12 protein-coding genes are annotated in these 16,739 nt (G+C 35.0%); all 12 read left to right on the top strand.

Going from position 1 to position 16,739, the window contains the following annotated elements; genetic code table 11:
- Nucleotides 1–11 precede the first annotated feature (11 nt).
- The 12 genes from ABEG63_RS06745 (at nt 12) to ABEG63_RS06690 (ending at nt 16,736) form a co-directional block, all read left to right on the top strand.
- The gene (locus ABEG63_RS06745; RefSeq protein WP_346583888.1) at nt 12–2,402 is read left to right on the top strand and encodes a glucosaminidase domain-containing protein; all 2,391 of its coding nucleotides are present in this window, start codon (nt 12–14) and stop codon (nt 2,400–2,402) included.
- 7 nt (nt 2,403–2,409) lie between these two features.
- Nucleotides 2,410–3,498: an SH3 domain-containing protein gene (locus ABEG63_RS06740; protein WP_346583887.1), complete on the top strand. Its 1,089-nt coding sequence runs from the start codon at nt 2,410–2,412 to the stop codon at nt 3,496–3,498.
- A gap of 236 nt (nt 3,499–3,734) precedes the next feature.
- On the top strand, nt 3,735–4,166 hold the full coding sequence (locus ABEG63_RS06735; RefSeq protein ID WP_346583886.1) for a hypothetical protein: 432 nt from the start codon (nt 3,735–3,737) through the stop codon (nt 4,164–4,166).
- Nucleotides 4,167–4,340: 174 nt separating this feature from the next.
- Nucleotides 4,341–5,294, top strand: a complete 954-nt coding sequence (locus tag ABEG63_RS06730) for a hypothetical protein (protein ID WP_346583885.1) — start codon at nt 4,341–4,343, stop codon at nt 5,292–5,294.
- 189 nt (nt 5,295–5,483) lie between these two features.
- On the top strand, nt 5,484–5,888 hold the full coding sequence (gene tssD, locus ABEG63_RS06725; RefSeq protein WP_267405004.1) for a type VI secretion system tube protein TssD: 405 nt from the start codon (nt 5,484–5,486) through the stop codon (nt 5,886–5,888).
- 188 nt (nt 5,889–6,076) lie between these two features.
- On the top strand, nt 6,077–8,014 hold the full coding sequence (locus ABEG63_RS06720) for a phage baseplate assembly protein V (RefSeq protein WP_346583884.1): 1,938 nt from the start codon (nt 6,077–6,079) through the stop codon (nt 8,012–8,014).
- Between the two features lie 10 nt (nt 8,015–8,024).
- On the top strand, nt 8,025–9,392 hold the full coding sequence (locus ABEG63_RS06715) for a hypothetical protein (RefSeq protein WP_267405006.1): 1,368 nt from the start codon (nt 8,025–8,027) through the stop codon (nt 9,390–9,392).
- 95 nt (nt 9,393–9,487) lie between these two features.
- The gene (locus tag ABEG63_RS06710) at nt 9,488–10,045 is read left to right on the top strand and encodes a hypothetical protein (protein ID WP_346583883.1); all 558 of its coding nucleotides are present in this window, start codon (nt 9,488–9,490) and stop codon (nt 10,043–10,045) included.
- Between the two features lie 211 nt (nt 10,046–10,256).
- A complete protein-coding gene (locus ABEG63_RS06705; RefSeq protein WP_346583882.1) occupies nt 10,257–11,264 on the top strand; it encodes a hypothetical protein in 1,008 nt (335 codons plus the stop codon).
- A 74-nt stretch (nt 11,265–11,338) separates the two neighbouring features.
- Nucleotides 11,339–13,834: an ATP-dependent Clp protease ATP-binding subunit gene (locus tag ABEG63_RS06700; protein ID WP_346583881.1), complete on the top strand. Its 2,496-nt coding sequence runs from the start codon at nt 11,339–11,341 to the stop codon at nt 13,832–13,834.
- A gap of 59 nt (nt 13,835–13,893) precedes the next feature.
- Nucleotides 13,894–14,751 carry a lytic transglycosylase domain-containing protein gene (locus ABEG63_RS06695; protein ID WP_346583880.1) on the top strand — a complete coding sequence of 286 codons (858 nt, stop codon included), beginning with the start codon at nt 13,894–13,896 and terminating at the stop codon, nt 14,749–14,751.
- Nucleotides 14,752–14,798: 47 nt separating this feature from the next.
- Nucleotides 14,799–16,736, top strand: a complete 1,938-nt coding sequence (locus tag ABEG63_RS06690) for a phage baseplate assembly protein V (protein ID WP_346583879.1) — start codon at nt 14,799–14,801, stop codon at nt 16,734–16,736.
- The last annotated feature ends 3 nt before the right edge of the window (nt 16,737–16,739 follow it).

Below are 16,739 nucleotides of genomic sequence, written 5' to 3'. Positions count from 1 at the left end.
CACTTTCTGATATGTCTAAACAAGGAGTTTCAAAAATTTCAGGAAATGCCTCTCCCAAAGTAGGAGAGAAAATTGTATACAAAATAGATTCCTGGTATCCTGCAACGCCAGAGGATCAGAAAAATCCTGCAAGGGTAACCTGGGAATTGTTCAAAAAACGTTCAGACGGTAAGTTTACCTCAACCAATATTAAAAAAGTAGGCGACAGCAGTTTTACTTTTGGTGAAGTTGCGCACAAAAACACCTACCGCTTAGAAGCTTATCTTCATCAACCTGAAGGAAGTGGACCAACAACCATTGACATCAATCCTCAGCAGACTGCGATTCCAAAGATCAATAAAGTGGATTTGCATTATGTTGATGATTCTAAAGGAAATACTTTTAGCTATACTGAAAAATTAGTTGCCAAAGCACAATGCGTCAATCTTTCAGGCGAAAAATTGTTGTTTACCCTTTGGGAAGATGATGCAGCAGGAGATGGGCACAATTCTAATAATTTATTTGTTGATAGCAAGCAAGTTACCGTGGAGCGAAATGGCGTGGCAACCGCAGAATTTGTTTTAACGAAAGCTTTAATGCAAAAAGCTGCGAAAGGTGAGGTGGATGCAAAAGAACTCGAGTTTTATGTTACCGTAGAATATTACAAGAATAAAAAACATGCAACAAATAATGTTGATGTTAAAAATCCAGATTACAAACCACCTGTAGTAACACCTAAACCTGCTCCACCTCCAAAATCCAAAGCTCCGGCTTCACCGCCGCCAGCTGCTAAAACTCCGAAAGCTGCGGGGTCTCCGGCTGCCCAAAAGCCTGAATCTAAAAAAGAAGAAAAAGGCATCATAGACAGAGCAACGGAGTCTGTTAAAAATAAATTGGGCGAACTTTGGGACTGGTGGGAATCTCCAGGTGTGGTAAAGCCTCAACAAAAGCCTACTGTGCAAAAACCTGAAGGTAAAACCGTTAGCCAGGTTGGAAATGTAAAAAAGGAAACCTTTAAAAAAGTGGTGGGCTTAGGAAAAGAAGCTGTTATTTATATTTCAAGCGAAATTGCTACGGAAATTAAACTGGATAAAGCAGGTAAGCTGGAATCGTATCCAGACTACGGAGGTTACAACGGCATGGAAGAATACAAAGAAAATAATAAATTGTATAGCAAAAAAGTTTCTAACACCAGAAGTGCCTTTCCGCTTTATAAAATGTATATTTATCGAGGAAGTACGATTGGAGAAGCTGTAAAAAAATTAAAGCAGGATTTAGAGTTTAAAACTCATGAAAATGCTGAATCTGAAGTTTTAACAGTGGCCAGACATGCTCAAACCAATAATAAAGATTACGGGAAAAGTGGGCCATTGCCACCAAATACGGTTGATTCATTGTATAGAATTCGATATATGCAAGCTTGGAATCATGCTAAAAAAGAAAGTTTCAGATATAGAATCGTTACCGATAATACAACGAATCTGAAACCTGTAACCGATGTAAAAAAAGAAGTTTCCAGCGGTGCAATGACTTTGGGAAGTAGAAGTTCAATTTCTATAGATCCTTGGAGGTCTTCGGGGCTTATCGGCTGTGTAGGTATCAGAAATTCTGATGGCGAAACACATTCTAGCTGCGCCAAAGAATATCCTAATCAGGATGCCGCCAACTACAAGTTTATTTATCATGCTTTAAATAATTATCTTGAAGGTATTGTTCCGGAACTAAAAGGAGTGTATGGAAGAAGAGGCTATTCCAGTGATGGAAAGGTAGCAGTGGCGGCTTCAACGTATGAAGAAGAAATAAAAGTTTTTGTATTGGTAGATCCGCTTCCGGAATTAAGTGCTTGTAAATTAAATCTTAAAAAAGACGGAAGGGAAGAGTTTTATAAAGAATTCGGAACGGCAGCGATAGATTTGGTTGAAAGTAAAGGAAAATCTAATAAATTTAAAGGACTTTATATGGTGGCTCAAAGAAGACAGGAAAATGGCTTCAAATTGGCTGTACCAAATAATAATCCGATGAATATTAAGGGGAGCGGAGATTTAGGATCTTCTCCTTTAAAAACGCATGAGTACGAAAATGGTAAAAAAGTAAATTTAACAGACGGTTTTGCCAATTTCTCTACTGTTGAAAAAGGGTTTGAAGGCTATCTTTCGTTATTGGATAAAAATTATAATGATGCCTATAATGCGATTTTAGATGATACGAAAACGGTAGATGACTTCCTGAATGGCATGCAGGATAACGGAAGATTGGGCGCGTATGCTACAGATCCTAATTACAAAACTTTAATTAAAGGAATTTTTAATGGGGTAGTGAAAGATTATAAAGCAATTTTGGAATATAAATTGTGTCGTGAGAAAAAAGAAGACGAGAAAACTAAAATTAAAAAAGACATTGAGCTTTTGAATAAACTTAAATAAATCTAATATGTATTTTAAAAATAAATTAGTTCTTTTTTTACTATGCCTGCTATTTTACAGTTGCGACGGACAAAAAACGAAGCCTAAAAACTGCAATAGTGATGAAGCCATGAATACCGTAAATGCCTTGCCGGAAGTAAAAAAACAAAGTAAATATGTAGATTCTCTTTCCAAAGGTAAGCAACATTTGTCTTTCATGGTAGATTCTTTAACGGTGAAAAATAAGCCGTTTTACAGAGTGAAAACAGGATTTGACGGGCCGGTGAGGTGGGAAACTTACACCATTTTTTATGTAGATAAAAACAATTGCAGTGATGTTTTAGTAGATGATGTTGTTTCAGGAAATATTATTTCGTTGGAGCAATGGAGAAATTTAAATAAAAAAAAGCCAAAAATGACCAACGATAATACAACAGATACAAAAACAGCTTCTTTTGCTGATCTTTTTGATGAAGGAAGTAATATAGATTTTACGCCCGCAGACCTTTCTAAAAATACTCCTGAAATCAATGCTTTCAAATCGAAGTTGTCTGCATTTGAAGCTTCAAACCCGGAGCCTTCAGATTTTGATTTTGATGATTTGTCATTGCTTATTAATAACGAAACGTTCAGCAATAATGAGCGATTTGTCAATAGTTCGTGGCTGGAGTATTTCATGAATAAATATCCTTTCAAACGTCCTATTACAGATAAATTGATGAATTTAGCCATCGCTCAGGAAGATCTTTCTGCTGTTAAAATTTTAAGCAAAAATTATATTTTCTCTCAAAAAGAAATTGAACAGGCTAAAGAAAAGAAAGTGTATAAAGATGGATTGCATGGCAAGCTTGATACTGAAGAATATTACGATCCTGCATTTTCGAAAATTGATCAGATTTTAGCATTTATTACAACTTCATATTCAAAAAACCACATTCAGGATCCGGATGGGTTTACCAATTTGAGGAAGGATAAAACCACAACTTCGCAGATTTTAGATAAAATAAATTCCGGACAAAATGTTGATGTTGTAGACAATTATGGAGATTGGTTTTTGGTTAAAACGAAAACTGGCAAAGAAGGATATGTTCATAAAACAAGAATAAAATCAATTTAACGTAAAATTAATTTAATCAAAAATATCAGAAGCTGTACGAGATTGTGCGGCTTTTTTTATTTCAACTGAATTTTTAAGTTCTTTTAAGTTTACAAATGTTTAGAAAAATTTAAGATTTGGTATTAAAATTGCTAATGAGATGTTAACAAATGTTAAATCTTATGATTCGAAAAAACTTTATTAGCTTAAGTGTTTTAGCTTTTTTATGCCTTTACTCCTGCAAACAAACGGAGACTGTGGCGGCAGCTACTAATACTGAAAATCATGTTCCTAAAACCAATTCTTCTAAAAAGGTTGTTCCTCTGAAAACCGACTCAATAAAAGAAGTAAAAACTGCTGTAATTGATTCTCTTAATGCCAAAGAAATTCTGACATTAGAAGGGAAATACAATGCAAAAACATGTGAAAACGGAAGATTTTCAATAGAATTAACCAATAAAGACGGGAAAAAAGTAGGATACAAAATCTACGACAGCAAAAAAGTAATTGCCTCTGGAAGAGCAAATATTGCTAAATCTGCAAACAAGAATGAATTTGATATTTCCCTTGGCGCAATGGGAGGTCTTTTGAAGGGAGATACATTGGTTATTCAGAATTATGGAAATTCAATGAACGAGTTTGATCATTTTGGGCAGTGTGCCGACAAATACCTTAATTTCATCAAATAACAACACGATATCGTTTTAAAATTTTAAAAGCATTCAAATTTTTTGGATGCTTTTTTTATGAATTTAAATGTGAACCATCATTGTGATTTGTCATTCTGTAAGATATTATGCACATCATAGATTTTGATAAATAAAATTTTTAAACTAATTTGGTTTACGCCAAAAAACAAAACTATGATTATTCATTTTATTCTTTCCGGCGAAACGTTGGAAAGTATATCTGAAAAAATACATCTCGAAAATCCGAAACATCTTAAAGAATATCACAATCAAAGATGTTCTGCTCATGATTATATTCATGAAAATCTCATTCCCGGAAAGCGCCTTTTTGTACCCAATATAGAGGAAATCAGAAATTTTAATCTGTTGAATGATGCGCCATTCAAAAGTCCGGAACTCAATCCTGTTTTAAATTTTGAGCCTAAAAATTTCAGCAAAATTTATTTTGTGAGAATTACCGAAGAAAAGGAAAAAGACGGTGAAACAAAAGACAATACACTTACGTATACGGCTTCTGTAAAGTGGGTTGAAACCATTGGCAATCAGCATACATTTTATCTTTATAAAAATAATTTTACCGATGGGCAATCCAGTAAAATGGCAGATTTGGCTATTGAAAGCATTCGGTCATTAAATCCTTTAATTATTAAAACCGACCTGAAAGGAAAGTTAATGAATGTAAGCTTAAAAGAGGAAACGATTAAAAATTTTAATAAAATAAAAGAACGTTTGCTCGATCTTTTTCCGGATCAATATGCCGAAATGTATATCAAAGAGTTTGAAATTGCGGTTTTAAATCAGGAATTATTTAATGAAAGAATGCAAGATGATCCTTTTATTAAGAATTATTTTGCGCCAGTTAGAAGTTCATTTACCAATGGAAAGTCTTTTTATGATCAAAAAATCGAAGATAAAGTAATAACGGTTCAGCAAATAGTAGAAGATGTAAATTATACTTCAGAAATTGTCCTTTTGCAGAATGTTTTTTCGATTTCAGAAGCAGATTTTAACGGGAAATATACACTTTACACCAAAACGGGAATTGTAAAAAAAGCAGATTTATATTATGATATATCTCTTTACGGGGTAAAATATTCTACTTTTTTTTCTTTTGATGAATTGTCTTAAAATACTGTTAGGATTAAGTTTATATTAAATTTTTAAATCCAAAGTCGTAGAATTACGACATCAAATCGTAGAATTACGACAAAATTTAAAAATTGTTTGAAAATGTTTTCAGAAAAATTTTAACCGTTTTATATTTGTATCACAATCACTGAATCACAAAATATTATTAACGATTAAAATTTACAAATCATGGCAGCAAATTCTAGAGGAATTTTAAAATTCAACGGGGGCGAGGGTCAGAAATTATTAAAGCTGAACTACAGTGTTTCAAGATCTACTGACGTATCTGGTAGAGTAGCATCAGACCCATCTAATGCAATCATTAAACTTACAGTGGAAGCTACTGAAAAATCAGACATCCTGGAAAGTTTACTAAATGGAAAATACAAGCCTACGCAAGGTGAAATTACATTCAACAAGTCTCACGAAGAAGGTACTTTAATTACTTTAAACTGGGAAAACGGATATGTAATTCAGCATGAGGTAGACTTCGACGCTGTTGACGAAAACAGTATGTTGATCAGCTTCGTTATCAGCGCAGAAAAAATTAACTATGGTAATTCTGCTTATGAAGGTCTATGGCCGTCATCTTAAGATTACTTTATCAACATTTATAAGAGAAAGACTGTCCCCAAAAGACGGTCTTTTTTGCCTAGCTAGTTTTGGTTTAATAATCTTGCATAAGGTATTCATTGCATATTATTTCGATATGTAATGTTTTCACTAAAAACAATTGTTTGGATAATTTTTTTTACCTTTAACCTTACCACAATCACACAATTATGTCAACGACACCTGAAAATATGCGCGGAACGAATTTTCGTCCCACTCAAAATGCAGACGGAGTATCAGATAATCATCACACCGGGATCAATCGTCTGGTAAAGTTATCTTTGGTTATCGAAGGCCAGGTCATCAGGTATTACAAGCATTTTAAACTTACACAGAGTGCAGCACGCCATCATCAGTTCAGCCTTACCTTGGCGCATGATGCGTTGGGCGATCGCCAGAGTCACACGCTTGATGAAGCCAATAAATTTCTCGGGAAAAGATTAACAGCCGTTATTTCCTATAAAGATATTGAAAGCAGCCCCGAAAGAACGTTTGTTGGGGTAATCACGGGAGTGGGTTTCAGTCAGGAAAAAATGAGCCTTGGAAATATCGTTTTGTCAGGTTACAGCCCAACTATTTTGTTGGATGGGGCTCCTCACATTCAAAGTTTTGGCGGCGGACAACCCGTAAATATGGGAATTATTGCAGATGATGTCATTAAGCAAGGTCTTGATAAAAGCCGATTTGATGTAAGAATTGATACGAATGATTATTCTCAAATTATTTATAGCAGTCAATATAACGAAACACATTACAACTACTTAGCCAGAATGGCGGAAGCCTATGGCGAACAGTTTTATTATGATGGGGAAGTACTTCATTTCGGGAAGCTTCCTACACAGAACAAACCGATAAAATTAATTTACGGAAGCAGTGCGAATGATATTAAAGTTGAATTAAAGGCAGTTCATACCAAACCGCAATTTTACGGCTACAATAGCAGTAAAAATGAAAGATTGAGTTCTTCTGAAACGCCCGTTCAGCATGTTGGAGATTTGGCTAAAACGGCGTATTCACTTAATGATAAAATTTATAAAACTCCGGCGCTTCAGGTGGCTCCGATAAAGGCTTCTACGCATTTGGATGTTGAATATTCTCAAAAAAGTGCATCCGGAAGTGAAGCGGTGAATGTTTTTTCAATTTCGGGAAATACAACGGTTCCGTTTCTTCATCCGGGTTGCGTTGCAGATGTTCAAATGAGAAAATTAGATAGCAACGAGTCTTCTTATTTTACCAAGATCATGATTACGGAAACCACTCATGAAATAGATACAATCGGGCATTATTCAGGAAGTTTTGAAGGTATTGCTTCAGATACCGGATTTTTACCGAAACCTGAATTTTACTTACCAAAAGCCGAACCTCAAATCGCAACAGTCATTTCAAATACCGATCCGGAGGGTCAGGGAAGAGTTCAGGTAAGATTCGACTGGCAAACCAATGATACGACACATTTTATCCGCATGATGAGTCCAGATGCAGGAGGAACCGATCAAATTACTCAAAATAGAGGCTATGTGGCGATTCCTGAAGTTGGAGATCAGGTGATGGTGAATTTCGTGCACAGTCATCCTGACAGACCTTTCGTGATGGGCGGAATGTTTCATGGAGGGGTAGGTTTAGGCGGAGGCGTGGATAATCGTGTGAAGTCTATTCAAACAAGAAGTGGTCACCGTGTTATTTTTACGGAAGATGAAAGTATCATCATTACAGATAAATCAGGCAATGAAATTCATCTGGATACGACGGGAAGCAATATCAACATTACAGCGCCGGAAACGATTAATATAAAATGTAAAAATTTTAATATTGATGTTAGTGAAAATATGGCTACTACAGTAGGTGTCAACAAATCGAATACAATTGGTATGAATAACACAGAAAGTGTAGGAGCGATGAAAATAACTTCTGTTATAGGCAATGCGAGTACCTATATCACTGGAAAACTTACAGAAATCATTGAAGGAGACGTTGAGAGTGAAGTGAAAAAGGGAAAAACAGTCGTAAATTCTGATCAAGGAATAGAAACTACTTCAAATGCATCCATTACGAAGCATGCACAAAATGAAGTACAAAATAACAGTGGACAAAGAAGTAAAAACTATTAATTGCTGATATATGAGCAGGACAAGAATAGTAAGAGGTAAAATTTTTGAAACCATAGAACAAGATTACAATATATATTCTGAAAGTGATATTATTTATAGTTCTGCAGAAGTGGTTTCAGAAAAAGGATCGCAGAAAGGGGTTAGCTATGGTACTCCTTCGAAGCCTTCAGCGGGAGATATTAAGGCTAAATGTTTGGTGCAGTTCAGACCACATGATAAATATATGAATACTCCTGATTTTGGATTTGATTGGCTTCGTCAAGGAGATTCTGGTCAAAAAGGGGATGAATGGTTTGGGTCTATCATGGGAAGATATTTTGAAGAAAGTACTTTCGTTACACCATTTCAGAATACAAATGGTTGGTCAAGAGATACCATAAATAATCCGGATGGTTATTTCAAAAAAGAGTTGAGTATGTATGACAAAAAACTAAAAAGTTATAAAAGCTTTTCGGTGGTTTGGAAAAAAGTTAATAAAAAACCATATCTATATCCAATTCCGACTTTAACTTTGTTTAAAGGAAAATCTGCATTACTCACACTTAAAATTGAAATTCAGGAAAAACCGAAGAAATTAACGTTTGAATTTAAAGAAAAAGATGCTGAAAAATATCTCAGTTTAAATGTAAAGGAAATAGGAGATGTTAAAAAAGGGAAGTATGATAAATACAATTATTTGAAAATTACATGTAAAGAATCCTTTTCCAAAGAACAAATTCTCTATGTAAAAGCAGATGATGAGGTTTGTGGTGCGCTGAGAATTCATCCTAATGATGTTGGTGTTGTAAAAAAAATAGATGTAGTTATTGTTAAAGTAAAAACTGATGCTAATAATGTTGCTGTTATTGGAAAGCCTGCAGCGGGAGGCAAAACCTTTTTTTCTCAATGTATGTCACAAGCCTTGGTTTCAGTCTCTATGACGGAAGAAATTTTAGATTGTACAGGGAATTTTTTCTTTAATAAATTTAAAAGTAATTTTTGCACAAATATTGGAGGTGTTTTTACGGTAACTAAAAGTAATGGCTTGCGAGAATATTTAGAAGATAAAGTTAAAAGCCAGTTTGGAAATAAATATGACAATCATTACAGACTTTATTTTATTGGAGAAAGTGGTAATTGGAATGGTTTTGCATACGGAAATTCTAAATTTGGGGTATATTTTAAAACGCATAATAAAGCAACTATAGCCCATGAAACAATGCATGCAATGAATTTACCACATACTTTTGCGAGTATATCACAAGGAACGATGCCTGCAAAATTTACTTATCAGGCAAAAAAAACAAATAATATTATGGATTATAGCCATTTAGCAGGTATTGAGCGATTTTGTTCCTATTATTGGCACTGGAAAATTTTAAATAATAAGATTAATTAAACATTATGAGATATTTGGTTATTGTATTATTATCAATATTTCTTTCTTGTGACGGGCAAAGTCATGGAAAAAAAAATGATCCGGAAAAAAGAGTTATGAGAGAAAAAATAGACAGAGAGCTAGCTTTAAAGTTTGAAAAAGATTCAGATTTTTTATATAAGCTTCCAAACGGAAATGAAATTTATATGATGGAAAATCCAAAAGGGAATTCGGTAGGGCTACAATATGAAAGAGAATCTGCACCTTCTTTTTTTGCTGTGTATAAAGAGTTTTACGCAGATGGTTTTATTAAAAAGAAAGAAATTCAATTTGGGCAGTATACAAATGTCGGTGTTTCTGAATATTATGATGAAAAAGGAAATTTGAAAACAAAAGATGAAGATGCAAAATTTGGAAAAATAAAGCCTTCCGATGTTTTGAAAATTTTAGATAAAAAGAAATTAATTAATATTTCAACTGGAGAAGGAAGGTTTAGCGAAAATGGTACAGAAGCTTTTACAGTTAAATTTGATGAGAATAAGAAAGAGTATATGGTGACAATACAAGAAGGAAAACCTAATAAAAATCCCGAATTTGGGATTGGTGAACCTCCGGCATTTGTTCCGGTTACTTATATTATTAATGGTGAAACAGGAGAGGTGAAAGAACTATAATAAATAATTAATGACAATTAAATGTAAAAATATCATCTCACTTTTTTTGCTATTAAGTTTGATTGTAATTTCATGTCAATCAAAAAAGTATACCAATGAAACGAATATTGCTATAAATAGTTTTAGTTCCAAAAATAAATTTCCCAACAATAAAACGGCTTTTGAAAAAATAAACGATCAAGTAATTTTTTATAAACCATCCGGAAATAAAATGTTAACCATCGATCTGCAATCATCAGAATACGAATTTGCTTTTCCCGATGAGGTTTATGCTCAGTATTTGGTTAAAGTGAATGATTTCAACTATTTTTTGCCTAAAAAATCAATTGAAAATTATGTTTTTTCTAAAAATAAGAGCAGTACGGTAAAAACGAATATTAATAAAAGCTTCACAACGAATGATTTAGGGTTAATTACTTCTATTTCATATGAACTTCCTGAAAATGATGAGGTTAAAAAACATACGACAGAATTTACGTACAACAAATTTGCTCAGCTTCTGAAAATTACGGATAATGGGAAAACAGTTTTGGAAAATAAATATGATGAAAACGGAAATCTGATAGAAAGTAAAACTTCAGATAAGCACAGTAAATATACTTACGATTCTACAGGGAAAATAGTGAAAGCTGAAGTGGAAAAAAGCGGAGAAAAAAATATCTTTAATTATGCTTATAACGCTGCAGGTTTAGTTGAAAAAAAATATACTGAAGATCAAAATAAGGGTAAAGAATTTAAATATAATAGCAATGGAAATCTTATTGAAATCATTGAATATTCAGGGAAAATAGATCAGTCAGATTCAAAAAAACTGATTAACCATTTTGTTAAAAAAACGTATGCTTATAGCAATAATCATATTTCCGAAGAAAAAGAATATGAATATAATATCGTAAATGCTTCTGTTTTGGTTGATAAAAAATGGAATCCTATCAGTGTAGAAGAACAAAGAAAATTAGCCTGGAAAAAGCTTAATGAACAATCAGAATTGCCTTTGTCAGCTATTGAAAGCAAATATAATTATCAATCGGGACAAATTGAGATTGTAAAAACTCAATACAATTTTTCCAACAGAGTGAAGAATGGTAAAACTGAACAAAATAAAGAAGTTTTAGATACTGAGAGTATAAAATTCACTTTGGATTCATCACAAAGACCGATTAAAAAAGAAATAACAGATAAAAATAAAAAAGCATTAACACAGGAATTTTCTTATTAAAGAAATTTAGCCTGTTTTTTGCTATAGAAATAGAACAATCACAAACACAATTTATTAATATAAGAAAATTATAAATGGGAGTACTGGTAACCAACGAAACTGTAAAACAACTATTTCACATCGCACAGTCTATTGCGAGGGAGAATTATAATGCAACATATGGCGGGCCACACATTTTAAGGGCTTTAATGCACAAAGATATTGGTCTTAATGAGTTTTTAAAAAGCATTGATAAAGATCCCGGATATTTCTATGAATGGGCAGATGTGCGAATCGAAGATTATCCTAAAACAACGCATCTTCCGGATGAAGTAGTCGAAGATGAAGTGGTAGATACTCTTATGGAAGAAGCGGATGATATTCGTTTAAAATTAGGTTTAGACGAAATTACTCCAATTTGTGTTTTAACGGCGATTGTAAAACCTCAGGTTGTTTTTTCTTTACAACAGCTTAAATCTCTGCCTCTTAGAGAACATGAGATTTTCAATTTATACAGAAAAGATACTCCGTATGAAATTTCGGATAACGGAGAATTTAATTCAATTTTTTCAAACGGTTCAGAGTATTCAGATAACTCTTTTCCTTCCATCAAAAATTATTGTGTAGACCGAACGGCTCAGGCAAGAAAAGGTGATTTGGAAAACATCATCGGAAGAGATAAAGAACTGAGAATGTTGGTTGAAATTCTTTGCCGAAGAAGTAAACCCAATGTAATCATTATCGGAGAACCTGGAGTCGGAAAAACGGCTTTGGTAGAAGGTTTTGCCATCGAAATTACCAAAGGAAATGTTCCTGAAATGTTGAAAAACGGAACGTTGTTGGAATTGGACACCGGAGCTTTATTAGCCGGAACTTCTTATAAAGGCGAAATTGAAGACCGTCTTAAAAAAGTAATCAATGAATGTAAAAAGATTGAAAAAGCAATTCTTTTCATTGATGAAATTCATACACTTTTAGATCCAAAAGGAAGCATCGGAAACGTTGCAAATTTGCTTAAACCTGAATTAGCACGAGGTGAAATCACCGTAATCGGAGCAACAACTCAGGAAGAATATAGAAAAATTATCGAGCCGGAACAGGCTTTCAACCGTCGTTTTGAAGTATTAACGGTAAACGAACCGGACGAAAAAACGTGTGTGAAGATGATCGACGTTTTATTAGACGGCTACAAAAAACACCACGGAATTGAGGTTGAAAAATCTGCACTTCCTGAATGTGTTCGTTTGGCTAAAAGATATGCGAAAGGTAAAAAATTACCAGATGCGGCTATCGATTTGTTAGACAGAACAATGGCAGCCATCAAAATGTTGGACGAACTTTCAGAAAAAGAACTGGAAAGCTGGAAAACAACTTATGAAGCATTACAGACCGAAGAATATTTGGATGAAAAAGATAAAGCAGACGAACTGATCTGGAATTATAATTTATTGAGAGATAAAATCAGTCCGATTTTGTGGGGCTCTTTAAGTGAGCAACCGCAGATTGACAATTCAATGCCTGTTGATGCAATTCAGAAAATTATTGAAGATACTTACGCAGAGCTTTTACAGCACGCAGCCGTAAAGAGAGAAAAGGTAGACCGTTTGGAATTGGCTGCTGTGATGGCGGCAAAAACAAACATTCCGATTGGGAAAATTCAGGCTCAGGAAAAAGAGAAATTGCTGAATATGGAAGGCCTTTTGATGAACCGAGTTGTCGGTCAGGATCATGCCTTGAAAATTCTTTCCGACGCGATTGTTGAAAACCGAAGCGGATTGAATAAACCGGGACAGCCAATTGGTTCATTCTTCCTTCTGGGTCCGACAGGAACAGGGAAAACAGAGTTGGCAAAATCTATGGCAGAATTACTTTTCAACGATGAAAAGGCGATGGTTCGTTTTGATATGTCAGAGTTTAAAGAAGAACATTCGGCGGCACTTTTATACGGAGCGCCTCCGGGATATGTTGGGTATGAAGAAGGTGGTATGTTGGTGAATAAAATCCGTCAACAGCCTTACACAGTGGTTTTGTTTGATGAAATTGAAAAAGCACATCACTCGGTTTTTGATGTCTTTTTACAGATCATGGACGAAGGAAAAGTTCATGATAAGCTTGGAAAAGAAGGAGATTTCAGTAATGCCTTAATTTTGTTTACGTCAAATATAGGAAGTGAGGAAATTGTAAAGCAGTTTGAAGAAGGGAAAATTCCGGAATCGAAATCGTTAATGCAAATCATGTCGAATTCTGGACGTTTCAGACCAGAATTTTTGGCAAGAATCACGGAAATTATTCCTTTTGCACCAATTACAGAATCTATCGCGGAGAGAATTTTTAATATTCAGTTAAAATCACTTCATAATTCTTTAACGAGATTAGGAATGAGTCTAAAAATCTCTGATGAAGCAGTGAAAAACTTAGCATTAGGCGGATTCAGCAGTAAATATGGAGCAAGACAGATTTCCGGAGTGATTAGATCTCAGTTGGCAAGACCGATTTCGAAAATGATTGTAAGAGAAGAAGTAAAATCCGGACAGACAATCCATGTAGACTGGAATTCTGCAGAGGAAAAACTAAGCTGGAAAGTAGAGTAAATGCAAAGAAAGAGAATGGTGGAATTTTGATTTGCTCATTCGCTTAAAAAATAAAAACAATGACACCAAATTTCAGAAATATTGTACTAACGCTGGTTTTACTATCGTGTTCATGCCTTATGAATGCACAGTTTCTCGATGCTTCCGATACTTCGGAAAGCAGTGTGAAAAAGTATCAGCGCATCATTAATGCTAATAAAGAAATTGTAGATTTTATTGAATATTCTCTTGCCGAAAAAGGCTTGCCACGACATTTGAGAAATTTAGCATTAATAGAATCTCATTTCAACAGAAATATCACTTCAGGAGCCGGTGCAGTGGGCGTTTGGCAGTTTATGACTTCTCATGCCAATCAATATGGGCTTTCACAGCAAAACAGAAATGATTTGTATAAAAGTACCAAAACGGCCGTGGTTTCCCTTACCAATCTATATAAAAAATATAATAATTGGGTAACGGTGGTGGCGGCTTATAACTGTGGCGAAGGAAATATTGCCAAAGCAATGGCTGCGGCAGGATCTTCTCAATATCATGTTTTTTCTAAATTTTTACCTTTAGAAACCATTAATCATGTTAAAAAATACCTGAATGCCTGTTATGCAACCGGAGAATTGCCAACGGTTTTAAGCAACTATAATTCATCGAGAATGAATACCGTATTTCTGGCAGGTTCGGGAGCAAAAACACACGGTTCTAATCTGTCTGAAACGGAAATCAATGCAGGATTTAATTTAAATATCATTGCCGATGAATTGGATGTAGAAGTAGAAAAATTAATGTCTTGGAATCCCAGAATTAATGAAGAACTTCAAAGCAAAGGCGAAAGCACGTTGTATCTTCCGACAGATCTGATGCCCGACTTTTTATTAAGAAAAAATAAAATTCTTTCCCGCTCTGTAAAGGAAGGAATAAAATAATTATAACACTAAGCACTCATGTTTAACCTATCCAAATCACAGGTAATATGAATACAGAATCACAAAATATATTGAAAAGCCCTTCGTTCCGTCCGTCACAGAATGCCGACGGAGTTTCTCAAAGTCATCACACAGGAATCAATCGTTTGGTGAAATTATCTTTGGTGATCGAAGGAAAAGTGATAAGCTATTACAAGCATTTTAAGCTGACACAAAGCGCAAAACGACATCATGAGTTTTCTCTCACCCTGGCGCACGATGCCTTGGGAGATCGCCAGACCCATTCTTTGGAAGAGGCGAATAAATTTTTAGGAAAACGTTTAACAGCCGTTATTTCTTATAAAGATATTGAAAGCAGCCCGGAAAGAACATTCGTTGGAGTGATTACAGGCGTTGGTTTTAGTCAGGAGCAAATGACGTTGGGAAATATTGTCCTTTCAGGTTATAGTCCTACAGTTTTGCTTGATGGTGCGCCGCATATTCAGAGTTTTGGCGGAAGCCAGCCTGTAAATATGGGAATTATCGCCGAAGAAGTTATCAAACAGGGAATCGATAAGGGTAGATTTGATGTAAGAATTGATACCAACGATTATTCTCAAATCATCTACAGCAGCCAGTATGATGAGACGCATTACAATTATCTGGCGAGAATGGCAGAAGCTTATGGCGAGCAGTTTTATTATGATGGCGAAGTGCTTCATTTTGGGAAACTTCCGGCTCAGAATAAACCAATTAAGTTAATCTACGGAAGTAATGTGAATGATGTAAAAGTAGAATTAAAAGCGGTTCATACCAAACCTCAGTTTTACGGCTACAACAGTAATAAAAACGAAAAATTACAGTCGGGAGAAACTCCGATTCAGCATGTTGGAGATTTAGCTAAAACAGCATATTCTCATAACGATAAAATTTATAAAACTCCGGCGCTTCAGGTAGCTCCGATAAAAGCCGCCACCCATCTCGATGTTGAATATTCTCAAAAAAGTGCATCAGGAAGTGAAGCGGTGAATGTTTTTTCAATTTCGGGAAATACTACAGTGCCTTTTTTACATCCGGGTTGCGTGGTAGATGTGCAAATGAGGAAAGTTGACAGTAATGAATCTTCTTATTTCACCAAAATTATGGTAACGGAAGTTTCTCACGAAATTGATACGATTGGTCGTTACTCAGGAAGTTTTGAAGGAATTGCCTCAGACACCGGATTTTTACCAAAACCTGAATTTAAAACGCCAAAAGCCGAACCTCAAATTGCAACTGTTATTTCAAATACCGACCCGGAAGGGCAGGGAAGAGTTCAGGTAAGATTCGACTGGCAAACCAATGATACGACCCATTTCATAAGAATGATGAGTCCTGATGCGGGAGGAACCGATCAGATTACTCAAAACAGAGGCTATGTTGCCATTCCTGAAGTTGGAGATCAGGTGATGGTGAATTTCGTGCACAGCCATCCCGACAGACCTTTCGTCATGGGCGGAATGTTTCATGGCGGCGTTGGTTTAGGTGGCGGCACGGATAACCGCGTTAAATCTATTCAGACCCGAAGTGGTCACCGTGTTGTTTTCACGGAAGACGAAAGCATTATTATTACAGATAAATCAGGCAATGAAATTCATTTAGACACCACGGGAAGCAACATAACGATTACAGCTCCCGAAACGATGACTTTAAATTGTAAAAATATGAACATCAACGTAGGTGAAAACATGAATACCAACGTGGGAATGAATATTTCTGAAATTGTAGGCATGAACCGAAGTGGCAGTGTCGGCATGTTGAACACTTTAAATGTCGGAACCAATTTTATCACGAATGTTACGGGTGAAATGGTAGAATATATTCAGGGAAATAAAGAATCTCACACCGATAAAGACAGGGTGAGCACGAGTAACGGAAAAATTACCACCCAAAGTACGGGAAACTACGAACAGCATTCTGATAAAGAAGTACAAAATAATTCCGGAGAGAAATCCAAAAACTATTAATGG

Source organism: Chryseobacterium sp. C39-AII1, assembly GCF_039672645.1.
In the GTDB taxonomy this organism is placed as follows: Bacteria; Bacteroidota; Bacteroidia; order Flavobacteriales; family Weeksellaceae; genus Chryseobacterium.
Note: the sequence above shows the minus strand (reverse complement) of the source record. Positions and strands in the feature narration are given on the sequence as shown.

What these genes read in the sequence shown, in the direction of transcription:
- ABEG63_RS06715 (WP_267405006.1), top strand. Translation starts at nt 8,025, where the DNA reads ATGAGCAGGACAAGAATAGTAAGAGGTAAAATTTTTGAAACCATAGAA.
- ABEG63_RS06730 (WP_346583885.1), top strand. Translation starts at nt 4,341, where the DNA reads ATGATTATTCATTTTATTCTTTCCGGCGAAACGTTGGAAAGTATATCT.
- ABEG63_RS06710 (WP_346583883.1), top strand. Translation starts at nt 9,488, where the DNA reads ATGAGAGAAAAAATAGACAGAGAGCTAGCTTTAAAGTTTGAAAAAGAT.
- ABEG63_RS06695 (WP_346583880.1), top strand. Translation starts at nt 13,894, where the DNA reads ATGACACCAAATTTCAGAAATATTGTACTAACGCTGGTTTTACTATCG.
- ABEG63_RS06720 (WP_346583884.1), top strand. Translation starts at nt 6,077, where the DNA reads ATGTCAACGACACCTGAAAATATGCGCGGAACGAATTTTCGTCCCACT.
- ABEG63_RS06740 (WP_346583887.1), top strand. Translation starts at nt 2,410, where the DNA reads ATGTATTTTAAAAATAAATTAGTTCTTTTTTTACTATGCCTGCTATTT.
- ABEG63_RS06700 (WP_346583881.1), top strand. Translation starts at nt 11,339, where the DNA reads ATGGGAGTACTGGTAACCAACGAAACTGTAAAACAACTATTTCACATC.
- ABEG63_RS06690 (WP_346583879.1), top strand. Translation starts at nt 14,799, where the DNA reads ATGAATACAGAATCACAAAATATATTGAAAAGCCCTTCGTTCCGTCCG.
- tssD (WP_267405004.1), top strand. Translation starts at nt 5,484, where the DNA reads ATGGCAGCAAATTCTAGAGGAATTTTAAAATTCAACGGGGGCGAGGGT.
- ABEG63_RS06745 (WP_346583888.1), top strand. Translation starts at nt 12, where the DNA reads ATGTCTAAACAAGGAGTTTCAAAAATTTCAGGAAATGCCTCTCCCAAA.
- ABEG63_RS06705 (WP_346583882.1), top strand. Translation starts at nt 10,257, where the DNA reads ATGTTAACCATCGATCTGCAATCATCAGAATACGAATTTGCTTTTCCC.